Annotated in this window: 18 protein-coding genes and 1 other annotated feature; of the genes, 1 reads left to right on the forward strand and 17 read right to left on the reverse strand. The window is 27.7% G+C overall.

Annotated elements, in window-relative coordinates:
- Positions 1-41 precede the first annotated feature (41 nt).
- The 11 genes from serS to HMPREF0078_RS05425 form a co-directional block, all read right to left on the reverse strand.
- The gene (serS, locus tag HMPREF0078_RS05375) at positions 42-1,331 is read right to left on the reverse strand and encodes a serine--tRNA ligase (protein WP_004839122.1); all 1,290 of its coding nucleotides are present in this window, start codon (positions 1,329-1,331) and stop codon (positions 42-44) included.
- A gap of 40 nt (positions 1,332-1,371) precedes the next feature.
- Positions 1,372-1,537, reverse strand: a binding site (T-box leader).
- A gap of 35 nt (positions 1,538-1,572) precedes the next feature.
- On the reverse strand, positions 1,573-2,235 hold the full coding sequence (locus HMPREF0078_RS05380; RefSeq protein ID WP_004839123.1) for an NAD(P)H-hydrate epimerase: 663 nt from the start codon (positions 2,233-2,235) through the stop codon (positions 1,573-1,575).
- Between the two features lie 9 nt (positions 2,236-2,244).
- Positions 2,245-3,204: an ATP-binding protein gene (locus HMPREF0078_RS05385; RefSeq protein WP_004839124.1), complete on the reverse strand. Its 960-nt coding sequence runs from the start codon at positions 3,202-3,204 to the stop codon at positions 2,245-2,247.
- Positions 3,201-3,962 carry a DnaD domain-containing protein gene (locus HMPREF0078_RS05390; protein ID WP_004839125.1) on the reverse strand — a complete coding sequence of 254 codons (762 nt, stop codon included), beginning with the start codon at positions 3,960-3,962 and terminating at the stop codon, positions 3,201-3,203. The genes HMPREF0078_RS05385 and HMPREF0078_RS05390 overlap by 4 nt, the downstream gene beginning before the upstream one ends.
- Positions 3,952-4,515, reverse strand: a complete 564-nt coding sequence (locus HMPREF0078_RS05395; protein ID WP_039920729.1) for a GNAT family N-acetyltransferase — start codon at positions 4,513-4,515, stop codon at positions 3,952-3,954. The genes HMPREF0078_RS05390 and HMPREF0078_RS05395 overlap by 11 nt, the downstream gene beginning before the upstream one ends.
- A 1-nt stretch (position 4,516) precedes the next feature.
- Positions 4,517-5,842, reverse strand: a complete 1,326-nt coding sequence (gene dnaB, locus HMPREF0078_RS05400; protein WP_004839127.1) for a replicative DNA helicase — start codon at positions 5,840-5,842, stop codon at positions 4,517-4,519.
- A complete protein-coding gene (gene rplI, locus HMPREF0078_RS05405) occupies positions 5,842-6,282 on the reverse strand; it encodes a 50S ribosomal protein L9 (protein WP_004839128.1) in 441 nt (146 codons plus the stop codon). The genes dnaB and rplI overlap by 1 nt, the downstream gene beginning before the upstream one ends.
- Complete coding sequence (locus HMPREF0078_RS05410; RefSeq protein WP_004839129.1) at positions 6,263-8,269, reverse strand: DHH family phosphoesterase; 2,007 nt, start codon at positions 8,267-8,269, stop codon at positions 6,263-6,265. Before HMPREF0078_RS05410 ends, rplI begins: the two co-directional genes overlap by 20 nt.
- On the reverse strand, positions 8,266-9,156 hold the full coding sequence (locus tag HMPREF0078_RS05415; protein WP_004839130.1) for a DUF2232 domain-containing protein: 891 nt from the start codon (positions 9,154-9,156) through the stop codon (positions 8,266-8,268). Before HMPREF0078_RS05415 ends, HMPREF0078_RS05410 begins: the two co-directional genes overlap by 4 nt.
- Positions 9,157-9,315: 159 nt before the next feature.
- The gene (locus HMPREF0078_RS05420; RefSeq protein WP_004839131.1) at positions 9,316-11,013 is read right to left on the reverse strand and encodes a catalase; all 1,698 of its coding nucleotides are present in this window, start codon (positions 11,011-11,013) and stop codon (positions 9,316-9,318) included.
- Positions 11,014-11,161: 148 nt separating this feature from the next.
- The gene (locus HMPREF0078_RS05425; RefSeq protein WP_322785220.1) at positions 11,162-11,686 is read right to left on the reverse strand and encodes an ABC transporter ATP-binding protein; all 525 of its coding nucleotides are present in this window, start codon (positions 11,684-11,686) and stop codon (positions 11,162-11,164) included.
- A gap of 192 nt (positions 11,687-11,878) precedes the next feature.
- Between HMPREF0078_RS05425 and HMPREF0078_RS05430 the strand changes: the two genes are divergently transcribed.
- A complete protein-coding gene (locus tag HMPREF0078_RS05430) occupies positions 11,879-13,996 on the forward strand; it encodes a metallophosphoesterase family protein (RefSeq protein ID WP_004839133.1) in 2,118 nt (705 codons plus the stop codon).
- 56 nt (positions 13,997-14,052) lie between these two features.
- Here HMPREF0078_RS05430 and HMPREF0078_RS05435 read toward each other — a convergent pair whose 3' ends face one another.
- From HMPREF0078_RS05435 to udk, 6 genes are all read right to left on the reverse strand, one after another.
- Entirely contained in the window at positions 14,053-14,829 is a 777-nt protein-coding gene (locus HMPREF0078_RS05435) for an enoyl-CoA hydratase-related protein (protein WP_004839134.1), read from the reverse strand.
- Between the two features lie 374 nt (positions 14,830-15,203).
- Positions 15,204-16,682, reverse strand: a complete 1,479-nt coding sequence (locus tag HMPREF0078_RS05440; RefSeq protein ID WP_004839135.1) for a DUF1846 domain-containing protein — start codon at positions 16,680-16,682, stop codon at positions 15,204-15,206.
- Between the two features lie 104 nt (positions 16,683-16,786).
- The gene (locus HMPREF0078_RS05445; protein ID WP_004839136.1) at positions 16,787-17,920 is read right to left on the reverse strand and encodes an FAD:protein FMN transferase; all 1,134 of its coding nucleotides are present in this window, start codon (positions 17,918-17,920) and stop codon (positions 16,787-16,789) included.
- A 24-nt stretch (positions 17,921-17,944) separates the two neighbouring features.
- Positions 17,945-18,415 (reverse strand): hypothetical protein, encoded by a 471-nt coding sequence (locus HMPREF0078_RS05450; protein ID WP_004839137.1) that lies wholly within the window; start codon positions 18,413-18,415, stop codon positions 17,945-17,947.
- Between the two features lies 1 nt (position 18,416).
- Positions 18,417-20,213 carry a 1,4-alpha-glucan branching protein GlgB gene (gene glgB, locus HMPREF0078_RS05455; RefSeq protein ID WP_004839138.1) on the reverse strand — a complete coding sequence of 599 codons (1,797 nt, stop codon included), beginning with the start codon at positions 20,211-20,213 and terminating at the stop codon, positions 18,417-18,419.
- A gap of 1 nt (position 20,214) precedes the next feature.
- A complete protein-coding gene (gene udk, locus HMPREF0078_RS05460; protein WP_004839139.1) occupies positions 20,215-20,829 on the reverse strand; it encodes a uridine kinase in 615 nt (204 codons plus the stop codon).

Raw genomic sequence — 20,829 nt, forward strand, 5'->3', positions numbered from 1 at the left:
CTAGGATTTTTTGAGTGTTTATAAATGAGTTTCTTTAATTTCTATTTATTTTTTGGAACAAGTTTTTCTATTCCACCCATATACATTTGAAGTGGTTTTGGAATTTTAACTGATCCGTCTTCTTGTAATAGGTTTTCTAAAAATGCAATTAACATTCTTGGAGGAGCTACTACTGTGTTATTTAATGTGTGAGCAAAATAATTTCCTTTTTCTCCTCTTAATCTTATTTTAAGTCTTCTTGCTTGAGCATCTCCAAGGTTTGAACATGAACCTACTTCAAAATATTTTCCTTGTCTTGGGCTCCATGCTTCAACATCGCATGATTTTACTTTTAAATCTGCCAAATCTCCTGAGCAACATTCAAGTGTTCTTACAGGAATTTCTAATGATCTAAAAAATTCTACTGTATTTTTCCATAATTCATCGTAAAATTTCTTTGAATCTTCTGGTTTACAAATTATAACCATTTCTTGTTTTTCAAATTGGTGGATTCTATAAACTCCACGTTCTTCAATTCCGTGAGCTCCAACTTCTTTTCTAAAACAAGGAGAATATGATGTCATTCTTAGTGGCATTTCGTTTTCATCTGTGATTGAGTTTATAAATTTACCAATCATTGAGTGCTCACTTGTTCCGATTAAATATAAATCTTCGCCTTCGATTTTATACATCATATCTTCCATTTCAGCAAAGCTCATAACGCCTGTAACAACGTCAGATCTAATCATAAATGGTGGAATGTGATATTCATATCCCTTGTCAATCATAAAATCTCTTGCATAAGAAAGAATTGCTGAGTGAAGTCTTGCAATATCTCCTTTTAAATAATAAAAACCTGCTCCTGATGTATCTCTTGCAGAATCTAAATCAATTCCATTAAAGCTTTCCATAATATCAACGTGATAAGGAACTTCAAAATCTGGAGTTACATTTTCTCCAAATCTTTCAATTTCTACATTTTCGCTGTCATCTTTTCCTATTGGAACTGAATCATCAATTATTTGTGGGATAACTTGCATTTTTTCTTTTAATTGGTCTTGGAATTTTCTTGTATCTTCTTCGATTTGAACAAGTCTATCATTTATATCTGAAACTTCTTCTTTTACTTTTTCAGCTTCATCTTTTTTTCCTTGACCCATAAGAGCACCAATTTGTTTTGAAGTTTTATTTCTTTTTGCCCTTAAATTGTCTCCCTCTGTTTTTACATCTCTTAATTTTTCATCAAGCTTAATTACTTCATCAACCAAAACTAATTTTTCATCTTGAAATTTTTTCTTGATATTTTCTTTTACAAAATCTGGGTTTTCTCTTACAAATTTTATGTCTAACATATTTCCTCCTAAATTTTTTACAATAAAAAAATCTCATCCCAAAAGGGACGAGATTATCGCGGTACCACCCAATTTAATGAAATAAATTCATTCACTTTAAATTTATAAGCTCAAAGACGGATTCATTAACTTTCGCCAAAGATTTTCACCAACCATCTTCTCTCTAAAGGCTATTTTTAATTACTACTTCTCATCACAGCTTTATTCAATTAATTCTAATATACTTTTATTTTTGCTTTTTTCAAATATTTATAAATTTTTCGATTGCAATTTGAGGAAGACCTATATCACAAACTACAGTTTTATCTTTAAAATAATTATCTTCATAAAGACCTTTTTTTAAAATTTGCATACAAACAATTAAGTCGCTGTCAACGTATGTGCCATAATTATTTTCCCCATTTGCATCAAAACCTGATGGCAAATCAATAGAAATTGTGTAGATATTTTTTTCATTTATCAAATCAATTATATTTGCATAAATTCCAGAAACAGGTCTATTCAAACCAGTTCCAAATATTCCATCAACAATCGTATTTACCCTATCAAGATTTTTTCTCAAAAAATTCATATCTTCAATTGTTTCAATCGAATAAATATTTTTTGTAAGATTTTTGCAAGCATTATAATTTATTATAAAATCTTTGCTTGCCTTGTTTTTATTTCCAATAATATAAATATCGCAATCCTTAGAAAGAGCAAGCAAATTTCTTGCAAGAGCAAGTCCATCAGCTCCATTGTTTCCACAAGAAACAATAAGAGCAAAAGAGTGTCTTATATCAAGATTAATATTTTCCATCACAGAAAGTGCTGCTCTTTCAACCAAACACAAAGACGGAATTTTAATTTCATTTATAGCGTAACTATCAATATTTTGCATGGTTTCACGATCTACTAAAAGCATATTTTACTCCTAAAATAAAAGTCTTAAATCTTCTCCAAAAATTTCCATTACATGGCTAGAACCAATAATTCTTGAAAAAATCCTATCTCCATAAAACTCCATTAGCTCATCTTCAGAATAATTTGATGAAAAAATAATTGGTTTTTTGTTAATCATCCTATCATTAACAATTTCAAAAAGATTTGATTCATTAGAATTTCTGTCATTTTCGCTTCCCAAATCATCAATAATTAAAAGGTCAGACTCAAAAATCAAATCATATCTTTCTTTTAATTCCTCTTTTCTTTCAGAAAAAGCATACAAATAATCATTCATAAATGAAAATAATTTTGTAGCTGTAAGATAAATAACAGAATAATTTCTATCCAAAATTTCCTTGGCAATAGAATTTATCAAAAAAGTTTTGCCCCTTCCAACATCTCCAAATATATAAAGATTTTTATAATTTTTTGAGAAATTTTCAACATACATTTTTGCATCATTTTGAATTCTAATTATATTTTCGTAGGGACTAATTGGATAATCTTTGTAAAGATTTTTAGAATATAAATTTGCGTTAAATGTTCTAAAATTTTCTCTTTGAACAAGCCTACTAATATTTGATTGGGAATATTTTTTCTCTATTATAAGTTTTTTTCTACACCTACAAATTTGTGTATTTACAAAACCTGTATCCTTACATATATCACAATGATAATGGATTTTTAAATAGTCTTTTGGGTAAGAATTTTCAAGTAAAATTTCTTCCTTTTGCCTATCAAGCTCTTTCAATTTTTTCTTTAATTCATCTACATTAATTCCTTCTTGAGCCTTTGTTATTGCCATTTGCCCAATCGATGCAATAGTTTTGTCAATGACTTTAATTCTTGGAAATTTTTCATAGATTTCTTTTTTTCTTTTTTCTTGTTCTTCTTTATTTTTTATTCTTCTTTTTTCAATTATTCTTGAAATATTGTCATTGGGACTCATCTTATATCCCCTCCTTCAAGAATTTTTTTAAATCTTTCTTCCCTTGCCTTTTGAGCATAAGATTTTTCATTTGGATTTTTATTTTTTGACCTATAAACTTTTTTTGCACTCTTATATTTTCTTGGAGATTTTTCTCTCATTAATTTCGCTCTTTCTTCTTTTATTTTTAAGTCATTTAAGGAAAAAATACTTTGATCTCTCCAAGTTTTTAAAAATCCCATTACATATTTTACATCAACATTATTTACTTCTTTTGCTTGCCTAAAAGCTTCTGTAACAAGCTCAGGATCTTGTTTATATTCATCTAAAGTTTCGTGAATCCTTCTAATATCTTGTGGAGTAAGCTGTCTTTGAATAATTCTTTCAACCTGATTAAACATTACAGATTTTCTTTTTGAAGTATCAAGCATATTTTCGCTTGCATTTGCCTTTGAATTTCCAAAATAAGCTTGTCTTAGAGAAATTATTTCAAGATAAAAAGTACCATCGCCCCTATCTTTTTTTCTAAATACTCCCATATTTGTCCAATATGAAATTATTTCGTTCATTTTTTCATCATCAAAGGCAAGTTGTCTTTTTATTTTTTCTAAATCAACTTCTCCGCTAGATTTTAAATCCTTATATAAAAGCAAAAAAACTTTTAGGCTATCTCCGTCTGCCATGGGTACGTATGTATTTAAAAACATATTTTCAAATGATGTTTCTCCCATATCCAAACTTAAATTTTGAATTTTAAATTCCAAATTATTACCTTCCATCTTTTCTTATTTTCATTTTTGTAATAAAACTATAAATTTTGCCATTTTTCATTAAAAAATATTTATCGTCAGGATATATTTCTTGGTTTTCAAAAATTTCTATTGTATCGCCACATTTTTTAAATCCTAATTTTTCATACAAAGAAATCGCTCTTTTATTAAAATTATTTACATCAAGATAAAGTTCATTAAATTTTAAATCCTCAAAATAATAATCAAGTAAGATTTTCATAGCCTTAAAACCATAACCTCTTGAAGTATATTGTGGATCAAAAACAATTCCCAATTCACTTTTTCTTAAAATCGGATTATAATTTTTTAGACCAATAAAGGCAATAAAACTATCATCGTCAATTTTTCTTACCGCAAAATATCTTTTCCTATAAATATTTACATTCATAAACCAAACTTCGCAATCAATTTGAGAAAAATTTCCATAATTATAGCCTTTTAATCTTTCATCCTCATTCATTGACCATTTTCTTAAATCATAAGCATCATCTAAGTCTAATTTTTTTAAATATATCTTATCGTCTTTACCAATTATTTTCATTTTATTTTTCATCATGACTTAGGTCTTTAAAAGTTGTACATTGTTTGTGGAAAAATAACTCCATAAGACCAGTTGGTCCATTTCTGTGTTTTGCCAAAATTACTTTTGCCACATTAGGATTATCATCTACGTCATAATAATCTTCCCTATACAAAAGCATAACAACATCTGCATCTTGCTCGATTGCTCCTGATTCACGAAGATCTGATAAAATTGGCTTGTGATCAGATCTTTTATCTGCCTCACGAGATAGTTGGGCAAGTGATAAAACCGGGCAATTTATTTCTTTTGACAAAGATTTTAAACCTCTAGAAATTTGTGCAATTTCTTGTTGCCTATTATCAAATCTTCCTTCCCCAGTCATAAGTTGCAAATAATCAATTACAATTAAATCAAGTCCTTCTTCTGCCTTTAATCTTTTACATTTACTTCTAAGCTCTGACAAAGTAATTCCTGCAGTTTCATCGACGTAAATTTCTTTTTCTTTTATCTTTGTAATTGCATTTATAATTTCAATCCACTCATCAGCTTCCAAATTTCCTGTAATAATTTTTTCAAGATCAATCATAGAAACCATAGAAATTAATCTTTGATTTAATTGATAAGTTGACATTTCTAATGAAAAAAACGCAACTGATTTGCCAGCGTTTGCTGCATTCCATGCCATAGTAAGACCAAGAGCAGTTTTTCCCATTGCAGGTCTTGCTGCAAGTAAAATTAATTGGGAATTTTGAAGTCCTGACAGTTTATCATCAACGCTTGAAATTCCTGTCGTAACGCCAGTTATTTTTCCTTCATTTAAACTTAAAAGTTCAAGTTGTTTTATTGTTTCATCCATAGTTTCAGAAACTCTTACAAGACCCTTTTCAAGATTTTTTTGGCTTATTTCGAAAATTTTTGATTCTGCCATTTCTATAACTTCTTTAGCATCTTTTTTTTGTTCGTAAGATTTTCCAACTATTTCGTCGCACGCACTTATTAATGCTCTAAGGAGAGCTTTTTCTTTGACATTCTCACAGTATTGATCCATATTTGGAGTATAAAATGAGGAGAGTGTTATCTCTGCAATAAACTGCTCTCCTCCAACTTCCTCCAAGATGTTTTCTGATTTTAATTTTGATATAAGACTTACTTCATCTATTTTTATATCTTTTTGATACATATTAACTAAAGTCTTATAAATTCTTTGGCATCTTGAATCATAAAACTCATAAGGCTTTACTAATTGTATAGCCTGATCTATGGTTTCACTTTTTGTAATTATACAACCAATTATGGCCATCTCTGAAGAAATATCACTAGGCATTTGCCTAAGATTTTCTTCCATTATTCTGCCTCAACCTTCACTTTTAATTTTGCAGAAACCTGTTGGTAAAGCTTAATTGTAACTTCATAATCTCCAAGTGAATCAATGTCAGCCTTGTCGATTTTTTTCTTATCTACTTCAATATTTTTTTCATCAAGAGCTTTTTTAATATCCATATTTGTAATAGAGCCAAATAATTTTCCATTTTCTCCAGCTTTTACCTTGATTATAACTTCTGTTTTTTCAATTTTTTCTTTATTTTCCATTGCAGCTTTTATATTTTCATCTTCTTCTTTTTTTAATTTTTTAAGATGTTCATCAAGCTTTGCTAAATTTTCTTTATTTGCTTCTACTCCAAGATTATTTGGTAAAATATAATTTCTAAAATAACCTTGTTTTACATTTACAACTTCGCCTTTTTTGCCGATTTTTTTAACATCTTCAGTTAATATTATCTTCATTTTTTTCAACTTCCTCCTCTAAATATTCTTTTATAGCTTTTTTAAGCATAATTTCTGCTTCTTCTATACTCATATCAAGTTGGGTTGCAGCTGAAGTTAAATGTCCACCTCCACCAATTCTTTCCAAAATTAATTGAACCGAAATATCTCCCAAACTTCTTCCTGATATATGGATTTTATCATTTGCTCTTGTCAAAACAAAACTTGCTTTAACACCTTTTATATTTAATAAATCATCAGCAGCTTGACTTGCTATTAAAGTTGAGCCATCCATTTCTCTATTAAAATGACCTATTGCAATAAAATCATTTATCACTGTCGAATCAGCTATTACTTCTGATTTGTATTTTACTATTTCAAAATCATCTTTGAACATTCTTTTTATTATAATTGAATCTGCTCCCCATCTTTTTAAAATTGATGCAGCTTCAAAAGTTCTTACTCCTGTTTGATAAACGAAATTTTTTGTATCAACAGTAAGTCCTGCAAGAAGGGCTTCCGCAACTGGAACTCTTGCCTTAAACGATTCATCAAAATAATTTAAAATTTCTGTTACAAGCTCGCTTGCACTTGATGCATAAGGCTCAATATAAGAAATTGTTGCATTTCTTATATAGTCATTTCCCCTTCTGTGATGATCAATTATTACAATTTGTTCTGTCCTATCTATTAATGATGGAGCTTCTGTAGAATTTTTTCTGTGATTGTCTGTTACTATTACCAAAGAGCCTTGATCCATTAGTTCCAAAGCTTTTATTTCTGTAACAACATTTTCTCTAAATCCTTCCAAGTCTTCAACAGTTCTATTGTAAATATTTTCTATTGGTTTGTTTACTTCATTTAAAACAAAATAACATTCCTTGCCAATACTTTTTATTCCTTCATAAATTCCAAGAGCTGATCCAAAAGAATCCATATCTGGATTGTTATGTCCCATTACAAAAACTTTTGATGATGTTTCTACCATTCTTTTTAAAGCTTGTGATATAACACGACTTCTTACTTTTGAAATTTTTTCTGTTGCTTTTGATTTGCCACCAAAATACTCGTAATTATCGCCTTCTTTTATTACAACTTGATCGCCACCACGCGAAAGAGCAATATCTATTGAAATTCTAGATTCCTCATAAACATCAATAGGCTTTGAACCTGATAAACCTACACCAACAGAAAGAGTTGGTTGGATAGAATTTCCTTTTTTTACATCTCTTACCAAATCTAAAATTTTAAATTTACTATCATAAATTTTTTTGTAATCATCATAATGAATCATTACCATGTACCTATCATTTTCGTATTTTCTTACCATGGCACCAAATTTTTCAAAATAATTCATTATAATTCTATCAATTTCTCCAGTTAGAGATGATCTGTCACTTGCCTTTGTAGATTGTCTTAAATCATCAAAGTTGTCAATATACATTGTCAAAACAACAAGGCGTCTGTCTTTAAATATTTTTTTAATATTCTCATCAGATGTATTATCAATTCCATAAATAAAAGTAAGCTCGTCATCAAACTTTTCTCTTTTTATTGTGGAATAATAAAATTCATAAACCTTATCGTAAATATCAACAGATATAGGATCCGTTGATTGTTTAGAAAAATCTATTTGGCTAAAATCTGTTATAAAATTATTTACACTTTTTCCTATTAAATTTTTCGCCTCAAACAATTCCTTAAAATTAGAATTATGCCACTTAATTGTTTTTCCATCTTCCAAAATAACAATCGGAAACGGCATTTGAAATACAACGTTTTTAGTTATTTCATCAAAAGAATAATCCAACTCATCAATATATGCTTGGAAAAAATCTTCATTATTATCATCTATTTTTTTAATATAAAAATATAATAAAACTACAAGGATAAGTCCTATAGTTGCAAAAATTTTCTCATAAAAAAACAAGATTATCGAAATAATTAGAGGTAAGATTAGTATAAAAATATAATTTTCTTTCGTAAAATACCTTAATTTTTCCTTCATGCTATCCTCGCTTTTCTTCTTAAATTCAAAAATATATCAATAAAACCTATTGTTGCTATAATATCTGATATGTAAGCAAACAATATAAATAATAAAAACCAATTAATTATTCTTGCTGCTTTGCTTTTCCTTAGCGATACAAAATAATCAATCAACAAAACCCCATTTACACAAAATAATAATTTTAAAGCCATAATTGAATTTAACAAAATAAATTCATTTGAAAAAGATAAAATTTTACATAATATTGCTGAAATAATTAGGCAAATAAAAATATATCTTAAATCTTTTATATCAATTCTAATTCTGTTAATTCTTCTTAAATCCCTTATATTTTCATTTTTATAATTCAAATAATTTCTAACAAGTTTTAGTGAAATCATGCTATAAATTAAAGAAAAGAAAATAAAAACTAAAGGTATTGTTTTAAGACTTTTTCTAATTATTTCCTTATCAATTTTAAAATTTTGATCTTTAAATATTTTTTCTGTTGCATCTACTAAAAAATTCAAATTAATATCTGACTTAGAGTAAAGATACCCAATAATTGTCAAAGATAAAACCGAAAAAATTATAGTAAGTACTTTCAAACTATACTTATCAGTTTTATTTTTCTTAATTAAATCATATAAAACATTTCCATAAATTATCATAGGAGACATTAGAAAAATAGTTATCCTAATATTTAAAATTGCAGAAAATAAACCTGTCGTAAACAAAAATATCATTTTATTTTTATCATTTAATTCCCACAATTTTATGGCAGTAAAAATTGGAATAAAAAATGCAAATACCAAAAAACGCGTTGATAAAAATGCTAAAACAACATTTATTAAACCAAAAATTATTGCTCCTAATTTTTTATTTTTCTTTAAATAATCATTCATAAAAATCCTTTCTATTTTTTAGGATGTTTATCACATAGATTATACGATTTTTGAAAAAAAAAGCTAACATCAAAAATCAAATAACCCCTAAAAATACAAAATGAAAATTTTGAATTTCAGGGGTTAATTTATGATTTTAATTAATTATTTTTATTTTATTTAAAGTAAATATGGATCGTCTTCTGGTTTTATAAATTTTTTAGGATCATAGTCTGTTTTTATTTCTTCCCATTCTTTCATAGACAAATCTTTGCTAGGTTTATCCAATTCTTTATGAGCATTGTTTGCTTTATAATTTGCTTGTCTTGAATCCCTTTTACTTAATTCTAAATCAACATCATTAATGTCAATTTCTAAAACCTTAGCAAGTCTTTCTCCATAATCTTTATCTGCTTGATAGCAATGATTTATCCATCTATGTTTAATTTGTAGCGTCGTATCTTTCATGTGTCTTGCAGTATTTTCACATAAAACTTCTTTTTGATCGTCTGTCATTGCTCTATAAAGCATTCCTGGTTGAGTGTAATAATCTTGATCTTCTTTTCTATAATCATATCTATAAACATCTCCACCATTTTGTTTTGGCTCATATCCTTTAGGATCTTCTTCCCAATTTCCATAAGAATTTGGTTCATAATGATTTTCTCCACCAAGATTTCCATCAATTCTCATAAGACCATCTCTATGCCAAGGATGATAATCTTTTTTATTCATTCCCTTTGGAGAATTTACTGGAATTTGATTATGATTAACTCCAAGTCTATATCTTTGAGCATCTCCATACATCAAAATTCTTGATTGCAGCATCCTATCTGGAGAAAATGAAATTCCTGGAACATTATTTCCTGGACTAAATGCAGATTGTTCTACATCTTGAAAATAATTTTCCGGATTTTTATTTAATTCAAATTCTCCAACTTCGATGAATGGATGATCTTTTTTTAACCACATCTTTGTCAAATCAAATGGATTTACTTCCATATTATTAGCTTCATCTTCACTCATAACTTGAATATACATCTTCCACTTAGGATATTTCTTTTTTTCTATAGCCTCAAAAAGATCTCTTTGATGTGAATCAGGATCCATTCCTTTTACTTTTTCAGCTTCTTGGTCTGTAAGATTTTGAATTCCTTGTTGGGATCTAAAATGAAATTTTACCCAAGTTCTTTCATTATCTTCATTAATTAAAGAATAAGTGTGAGAACCAAACCCATGCATATATCTATAAGATGATGGAATTCCTCTGTCACTCATTGTAATTGTTACTTGAAGAAGAGATTCTGGCAACGAAGACCAAAAATCCCAATTGCTATTAGGACTTCTCATGTTATTTTTTGGATCTCTTTTTACAACGCGATTTAAATCTATAAATTTCATAGGATCTCTAAAGAAAAATACTGGAGTATTATTTCCAACTAAATCCCAGTTACCTTCTTCTGTATAAAATTTTAGAGCAAATCCTCTAATATCTCTATCTGCATCTGCAAATCCTCTTTCTCCTGCAACAAGAGAAAATCTTGCAAACATTTCTGTTTTCTTTCCTACTTTAGAAAAAATTTTTGCCTTAGTATATTTGCTTATATCATTTGTAACTGTAAATGTTCCAAAAGCTCCTGAACCTTTTGCGTGCATTCTTCTTTCAGGAATAACTTCTCTATTAAAATGAGCATTTTTTTCAAAAAGCCAAGTATCTTCAAAAACTATTGGACCTCTTCTTCCTGCTGTCATTGAATCTTGATTATTTTCTACTGGAGCTCCAGAAGCTCTTGTAATTTTAGGATTTTCGCCCTTAGTATTATTTCTACTAGGTAAGTTGTCTCCTAAATTATTCTTATCCATTGGATTTTTTTTCATATTCCCTCCTTCTTAATAAAATATTTTCATCTATTTTAAATATACCCTAAGAAGAATCTTTGAAACTTAGAAGATTAGAAGAAATATCTTTTAATAATTTAAAATATTTAAAATTTTATTTCTGTATTCAATAAATTTATCACTTGTCCTATCTCTTGGATAGTCCAAATTTATATCTACAACTTCTTTTACCTACAGGCCTTGGCTCCATTATTATAATTTTTGTAGACATATAAACAGCTTCTTCTACATCGTGAGTTACCATAATCATTAAATTTTTAATTTCTTGCCACAAATTTAAAATTTCATCTTGCAAATTCATTCTTGTAAAAGCATCAAGGCTTCCCAAAGGCTCATCAAGTAAAAATATTTCTGGTTTTGAAATCATAGTTCTAATCAACGAAACTCTTTGTGCCATTTTTCCTGACAATTCTTTTGGATAAGAATTTTTAAATTCTATAAGTCCAACTTTTTTTAGCATTTTATCAATTTCTTTCTCATCAATTTTCTCTTCGTTTTTTAATGATCCAGAAAATCCTACATTTTCTCCAACGCTTAGCCAAGGAAAAAGCCTAGGTTTTTGAAAGACCATGCCCTTTCTTGATGACGGTTTATCAATAATTTTTTTATCTAATAAAATTTCCCCTTGGCTTGGTTTTATTAAACCAGAAATTAATTGTTTTTTTTATTATGAAATCAATTATGCGAATTCCTATTAATTTAGTAAAAATTAATTTTAAATTTTTTTCCAAATAAAATTAATAATTGTAAATCAATAAAACTCTAAAATTTATAATTCAATATTTCTCCTTATTTTTATTTTTTACTTATGGTATATTAAAATTAAGAAAAAGGAAATGATAGTATGGAAAATAATAAAAAAATAAGCCTCAGCATTCTTTCTGATATTCATATTTTGGCAAGATCTTTGATGGCTAATAACAAAGAATTTAATATGGCTATCAAATATGACAGAAAATTTTTGGTTGAAGGCGAAGGGCTTTTGAAAAGAGCATTAGAGCTTGCAAGTCTTAATGATAGCAAATATATAATAATTCCTGGCGATTTGACAAAAGATGGAGAAAAAAAATCTCATCTAGAAGTTATGGAAACTTTAAAATCTTGGACCTATGAAAATCCACAAAGAAAAATATTTTTAATTCCAGGAAATCATGATATAAATAACAAGCAGGCTTTTGATTATAAAAATCTCAAAAAAACTGATGGAATTGAACCTAGAGAATTTTTTGAAATATATGATTTTTTGTACAAAGATAAGGTTTTGGAATTTTATAAAAATTCTAATATTTTTAAATCTCATCTTGATTTTATAAACAAAAAATTTAATAGAGATTTTAAATATTCTTATTATTGCCAAGGATATGGCTCTTATCTTGCAAGAATTGATAATAATTTAGAAAATAAAAATTCTCTAACTTTACTTTTTATTGACACTTCAATTTATTCTTGTGATTATGAACAAAATCATAAGGATGGCAAAACAAATGTGGTTGGAGCCCTTGATAAAAATGTTATGAAATGGGCGATTGAAAAAATCGATGAGGCTAAAGGTAGAAAAGATATGATTTTTGTAATATCTCATCATGCTTTAATTCCAAATTTTAGAGATCAAAGACTCGTCTTGGGACCTTTTATAATAAAAAATTGGAATGAAAAATATATTGACGATGATCCTAGAATAAATGATAGGCTTCCAATTGAGGTTTTGGCAGATATGGGAGTAAAATTTTTATTTACAGGTCACCTGCATGAAAATGGAACTGCAAAATATAAATCTGTTTTGGGAAATGAAATATTTAATATTCAAACTGGTTCAACCGTAACCTATCCTCTTCCAATAAGACACATTAATGTTTTGGATGATATAGAAGAATTTAATGGATTTTCTGTTGATTTAAAAACTCAATTAATCAAATCTTTTTCTTACGAAAATTTATCAGGAGAAACAATAAAAATAGAAAATTCAATTGCCTACGCTCTAGAAAATCAATTATCACTAAAGGATGTTTTGTTTAATTACGTTCATTCCATGGCAAAAAATCCTATGATTTCTGAAATGAATATTAAAAAATTTTTAATTGATAGGATAAACACAGCTTTAAAAATAAATCTTCCAAAAAAAGGATATATAGGAGAAATTTTAAAATTTTACAAGGATAAATTCCCAATTCATATTGAAAAATTAGGTTTTATAAATATTTTTGATGCAGATGGGGAAATGTTTATAAAAATAGATTCATACAGGTCTCATGCCATAATAAAAGCAAAAGATTTGGAAGAATGCCTAGAGATTTTGATTGAGCAATTTGAAGAAAAAATAATGACAACAGACAATATAATTTATTATTACGATAAGCTTATGAAAAAAGGTATTTCTATGCCAATTTCAAAAGACGGTCATAGCTTATATGATTTTTCAAATTATATTTACCAATACAAGGCGCTTGATGAAAAGACAACTCCATCTTATGTAGTTGAATTTATGGCAAAATTAAATAATCCAAATTATTCAATCACAGACCAAATAATTGATTATTGCCAAGATGAAATTAATGAAATTTTTGAATTTTTAACAAAAAATATAAGATTTGAAATTGATGGTTCAAAAGATAAATTTTTTAATAAATTAGTTTCTATAAAGGGAATATTTTTTAATAGTTTAATTAAATATTTAAAAAGAAAATCAAATAATTTGTTCGACCTTCTAACTTTTATTTCCAAATTTATTTTGAAAAAAAGAAGAGTTGAAGGAGTCGACCTTGCAAAATATATAGTAAATTATAAAAAAATCACAAATATAAAACAAAATTTAGGTAAAAAAATGCTAGGAAGAGCAAATCTTAGATCATATATAATAGATTTAGTAAAATCAATCAACAACGAAGTAATTGAAACTTACGAAAATGAAGATTTAAATGAAAGAGATCATTATTTTTCTTATGTAGAATACGAAGATGAATAAAAAATGGGGCTTTTGTAGAAATAATTTAATCCTACAAAAGCCCCTAATTTTTTTAATTAAAAATCAGATAAATCTGCTTTTCTTTTTTCAAGGAAAGCTGTCATGCCTTCTTTTTTGTCGTGAGTCTCAAAAGTTGATGCGAAAGTATTTGCTTCTAATTGAATTCCTGTGTGAAGATCAGATTCTACTCCAAGATTTATAACTTGTTTTGCAAGTGTTACTGCATAAGATGCTTTTGAAATAATTTTTTCTGCCATTTTTGTACAATAATCAATTAATTCTTCTTTTTCAACAACGTGATTTACAAGACCAATTCTGTAAGCTTCGTCAGCTTTTATAGAATCTGTTGTAAAAATTAATTCTTTTGCAATTCCTTTTCCAACAAGTCTTGGAAGTCTTTGAGTTCCACCAAATCCTGGAATTATTCCAAGACCAACTTCTGGTTGACCAAATAAAGCATTTTTAGATGCAACTCTAATATCACAAGCCATAGAAATTTCACAACCGCCACCAAGAGCAAATCCATTTACAGCTGCAATTGTAACTTGTGGCATTTCTTCAAGCATATTAAAAGTTTCATAAGCAAGCATACTCATTGCTCTTCCTTCTTGAGGTGTAGCATTTACCATTTCAGAAATATCAGCACCAGCTACGAAAGATTTTTCTCCTCCACCAGTAAGAATTAAAACTTTTACATCTTTTCTATCTCTTATATCTGAAAAAGTTTCATTTAATTCTTTTAAAGTTTCTGAATTTAAAGCATTTAAAGCTTTTGGTCTATCAATAGTTACATAAGCAATTTCATTTTTTACATCTACTTTTACGTTATTCATATTTTCTCCTTTAAGATTTTTTTAAAAACGCTTTCTATAAATTAATCTTATAACATTGATTAATTTTTGTCAAGCAAATATAGTAAATAGAATTATAAATTAATTCGAATTTTTTTAAAAATTTGCAAATAAAAAATCCCCTCATCGGGGAATTAAGACTATTTACAATGTATACAAACCCTCACGCTAAGAATATCATACGGAAAAAATTAATTTGATTTCAAATTTTAAAATTCGTCAAAAATCGCACTGTTTGAGAGCGTAGCTCGAGTTTGCGATTTTAGAATTTTGGAATTTAGAAATCAACAATTTTTGGAGTCCGATATTCGTGCTTGAGGGTTTGTCTATGCTATCAATCCCCTATGGGGAATTTCTTAAATATTTAAATATCCTTGTGATAAAACTGGATCTTGGGTGAAATTAAAGTGCATTTTTAAAAGAGTCTTTTTGTCGCTGTCGTTTAAAATTATTGTTGAGTGAGCATCAAGTCCTTTTAACTTATTTAAATTTTCTAATGCCAAATGACTTACTGGATTTGTTGTTGCTGATATTGAAAGAGCTATCAATACATCGTCAACTGATAAGGACTCCTCTTTTTGTTTTAAAATGTCTTCTTTTAATTTCAAAACTGGCTCTAATATATGTGGAGATATTAATGGAATTTCGTCATTTATTCCAGAAATTTCTTTTAAGGCATTTAAAATACATGCTGCTGGAGATGACATTAATTTTGATTTTTTGCCTGTAACAATTTTTCCGCAGTCAAGTTCAATTGCAAAAATTTCTGAATTTTTTTCTTTTTGTTTTTCTCTAGCTTTTATGGCAACTATCCTATCTGATGATTCTAAATTTAGTCCACTCATCAAAATTTCTATTTTTTCTACAGGTTTAAAGTCGGATTTTGCAAGTTTAAAATCTACTAGGGCACTGTAATATCTTCTTATTATTTCATTTTCACAAGCCTTTATTGTTTCTTTCTCATCGTCGATACAAAAACCAACCATATTTACTCCCATATCAGTTGGAGATTTGTAAGGGCAAACTCCTGAAATTTTTTCAAACATTTGCTTTAAAATAGGAAAAGCTTCAACGTCCCTATTATAATTTACTGTTGTTTTTCCATAAGCTTCAAGATGATATGGATCGATCATATTTACATCGTTTAAATCGGCTGTAGCTGCTTCATAGGCTATATTTACTGGGTGTTTTAAAGGAAGGTTCCACACTGGAAAAGTTTCAAATTTTGCATAGCCTGCGTTTATTCCTCTTTCATTTTCCAAATACATTTGTGAAAGACATGTTGCAAGTTTTCCACTTCCAGGTCCTGGTCCTGTTATAACTACCAAGTCCCTACTTGTTTGTATATAATCATTTTTTCCAAAACCATCTTTGCTTATAATATGAGGAATATTATTTGGATAACCTTCAATGTCATAAGTCTTATAATTTTTTATATTTAAACTATCAAGATATTTTCCATATTTTATAGCTGATGGTTGGTTATCGAATTGAGTTATCACTATTGAATTTACAAAAAATCCCAAATCCTCAAAAGAAGTTTTTAGTCTTAAAACTTCTGTGTCATAACCTATATCAAGATCTGATCTGATTTTATTTGATTCAATATCATTTGCGTTTATTACGATTACAATTTCAGTAATATCTTTTAATTTTTTTAACATTTGTAATTTAGAATCAGGCAAAAATCCTGGCAAAACTCTTGATGCGTGAGAATCATCAAATAATTTTCCGCCAAATTCAAGATACAACTTATCAAATTCTTTTATTCTTTCCTCTATTTTTTCCGACTGGATTTTTATATATTTATCATTATTAAAAGCTTTTTTTATCATTCCTACCTCCTAAATACAGATTATATTATATACTAGATGAAAAAATTTTTGAATATTTTTATAAAAAAAGATGCGAAATATCGCATCAAATTTTTTAAAAAATTTTATTTTTCTTTTACTTCGTATTTGTCCCAATTTTCAGTTTTAAATGTATTGCCATCTTTGTCAATCCAATAAGCTTCTGCATTAAATTTTTTGACTAATTTTTTTCCTTCTTCCAAATCTTTTATAAAAAGAGCTGTTGAAAGGGCATCTGCATAGGCAATATTATCTGTTATTACTGAAACAGATTTAAATTTTGTTGATGGATAATTTGTATCTGGATCTATAATGTGATGATATTTTTTTCCATCAATTTCAAAATATCTTTCATAATCTCCACTTGTTACAACTGATGTCTTATTTACAGAAACTACTGAAGCATAAGGATGATCTTCTGATAGTGATGGATCTTTTATTGCAATTTTAAATTTCCCCGATGGTCTTGTAGGATTTTTTCCAATTATTGCAACGTCGCCACCAACTGATAAAATTCCAGTTTGAAGTCCTTTTTCCATCAATTCTTTTTTTATTAATTCAGTTGCGTAGCCTTTTCCAATTCCACCAATATCAATTTGAACATTTTTATCATTAATGTATGCTGTTTGATTTTTTTCATCTATTTCTATGGCATCTATATTTCTATATTTTCCTGCTTCTTCGAGCTGTTTGTCTGATGGAAGTTTTATATTTTCTGGATCTTTTTCACTTTTTTCTCTTAAATCAAGCCATATTTTTAAAACTCTGCCGTATGCAATGTTTATATCGCCATCAGTTTCCTTGTACCATTTTTTTCCTTCTTTTAAAATATCAATTATTTTTTTGTCAACTTTGACTTTTTCTTTTCCAGCATTTTCGTTTATTGTGGAAAAATTATTTACCTTATCAAATTTATCATAATTATTAAATAATTTATGATATTCTGCCATTCTTTGTTCAACTAAATCTTTGTATTTGTTAAATTCTTCTTCATTTTTGCAATAAGCAGTAAAAGTTGTTATTGTGTCAAAGTATTCATAAATTGTTGCCTCAAATTTTTTCAATTGATTTTCGTCAACATTATTTGAATTGTTTGAAGAAATTTTCTTATCATCACTCAATTCACTTTTAATATTGCTTTTTGCTTCCGGTTTAACTTTTTCAATTTTTTTATTACATGATGAAAGTGCTAAACATAAGCCTAGCACCACACAAGTCATTTTTATTTTTTTATTTTTCAAAATCTAATCCCTATTATATAAATCTATTACTACCATATCTTTATTTACTTTAATATCTTCTTCATTTGCCCAATTTAATAAAATAGCTCCAGCAATTTTTTCTCTAAATTCTTGGAGTTTATTTTCAAGTCCTAGCTCATAAATCAAATCCAAAAATTCCTCGTCAGCTGAGTATTCATTATAATTTTCAAAAAGCCTATCCCTATCGACGCTTCCCAAATAATCCATAAAAACTTCTCTTGCAAGTTTTTTATTTACAGCTTCGCGACCTGGCATACAAACAAATTCGTCCATATTATTTTCAATATCAATATAAGATTCTTCTATATCGTCATTGTTATCCATATCATCATTTATTCTTATCAAATCCAAAGTATCAAGATTTAACCAAATATTTTTTAAATATGAATTATCCCAAATTGTCCATTTTTCTACCAACCAAGAAAGATTGATAGCCTCTTTGTTTCTACTCATTTTATTTTATTTCAAAAACTACAGCCTCATATTCCCAAAGCTCTAGCTCAAGATTTTCCCCCTTATTAATTTTTATATTTTCTCTTTTATATTTATCTCCACCATATTTTTCAGAAAGACTATTAATTTTCTCAACAAAAATTAAATTTTCATCATAAAAAATCGGATAAGATTTTTTGTAAGTATTAGTCATATTTAATACTACCAAAAATCTTTTATCATCTGCAAGTCTTTCGTAGGCAAAAACAGAATTTATATTGTCATCAACAACTTTCCACAAAAATCCTTTTTCATCAAAATCATTTTTGTAAAAACTTGGATTGTCCTTGTAAAGATAATTTAAATCTTTTACAAAATTTTTAAAATCTGAATGTATTGGGAATTTTAAAATATCCCAATTTAAAGATTCATTTTCATTCCATTCATCAAAAGTTGCAAATTCATTGCCCATAAAATTTAATTTTTTGCCAGGATGAGTCATTTGATAAGTATTTAATAATTTTAATTGTTTAAACCTATCTTCATAAAAACCGTTCATTTTATTTATCATAGGCTTTTTAAGATGAACTACCTCGTCATGGCTTAAAGGCAAAAGAAAATTTTCTCTGTAAAAATAAAACATAGAAAAATTAATTTTTCCTTGATATATATGTCTGTTTATTGAATCAACTTCAAAATATTTGCAAGTATCATTCATCCATCCCAAATCCCACTTGTAATCAAAACCAAGACTATCTTGTGAATTTTTTTCTGTTACAAATTCATAAGATGATGAATCTTCTGCAATTTTCATGAAATTTGGATAATCTTTTGAAAGATCTCTGTTTAATTCTTTTAAAAATTTAATATTATTAGGATTTACTCCCCTATTTTTATTTCCATCATAATAAATCATATTAGAAACTGCATCAATTCTTATTCCATCGAAATGACAATTTTCTATCCAAAAATTAATAGCAGATTTCATAAAACTTCTCACATGGCCTTTGGAATAATCAAAATTCAAACTTCCCCATTCAGAATATTGCAAATCTTTATAATCAGATTCGTAAAGACTAGTTCCATCAAAATATTTAAGGGCATAATAATCTTTAGCAAAATGAACAATTACAAAATCAAAAATTACTCCAATATCATTTTGGTGGCAAATATCTACAAATTTTTGCAAATCTTTTATAGAACCATATCTTGATGACATAGCAAAAAATCCTGAAACTTGATAGCCCCAAGAAGGATAATAAGGGTGTTCTGTAATTGGCATAAGTTCTATGTGAGTGTAGCCCATATCTTTTACATAAGAAATTAATTTATCAACTATATCCAAAATATTTGGCATAGAATTATACCTTAACCAGCTTCCAGGATGAATTTCATAAATATTTACTGGTTTATCAAAATTTTTTTCTCTTTTTTCCATCCATTTTTTATCAGAAAAATCATAAGATGTATCAATAATTTTTGTAGCAAATTCTGGAGACATATCAAAATATTTTCCATAAGGGTCAAATTTTTCAAATCTACTTCCTTGACTTTCTATAACATATTTGTAATAATCGCCCTCTTTTGCTTTTATAAATTTATAAAAATATCCATACTTTTCATTTTTAAACATAGGAATTTCTTGCCAGTTTGAAAAATCCCCTTTGATTAAAACCCTATCAGCCTTTGGAGCATACAATCTAAAAACATATCCATCATCTTTTTTTATTGATCCAAAAATTTTATGACCCAACTTGGAATCGCCATTTAAGTAGGATTCTATTTTTTTATAATCTACATCAAGTAACTTAACTTCCATTTTATTCCTCAATCAAATCTTCGATATGTTTAATTAAAATATCTATTCCTCTAGTATTTTTTGCTCCTCTTGGAATTATTATATCTGCATATTTTTTTGTTGGCTCAACATATTTTTCGTGCATTGGCTTTACTTGTTTTATATATTGAGTCAAAACCGATTCCAAACTCCTAGATCTTTCTTTAGTATCTCTTAAAATTCTTCTTTGAAGTCTTACGTCACTATCCGCATCAATAAAAACGCAAGTATCCAAAATATTTCTTATTCTCTCATCATACAAAACCAAAATTCCTTCAATAAGAATTATTTTTTTTGGAACTACATGAATAGTTTCTTTGCTTCTAGTATGAATATTATAATCGTAGGTTGGCATATCAATTTCTTTTCCAGCCTTTAAATCCAAAAGATCCCTCAAAAACATTTCATTATCAAAAGATTCCGGTTTATCATAATTTAATTTTTCCCTATCTTCAAAACTAAGATCATCATGTGATTTATAATAATTGTCATGTCCAATTACATACAAATCTTTAGAAAAATAATTTTTTATATATTCAACAATAGAAGATTTTCCACTAGCAGATCCGCCTGCTATCGCTATAATTTTTGTATCCAT

The organism is Anaerococcus vaginalis ATCC 51170, from assembly GCF_000163295.1.
In the GTDB taxonomy this organism is placed as follows: domain Bacteria; phylum Bacillota; class Clostridia; order Tissierellales; family Peptoniphilaceae; genus Anaerococcus; species Anaerococcus vaginalis.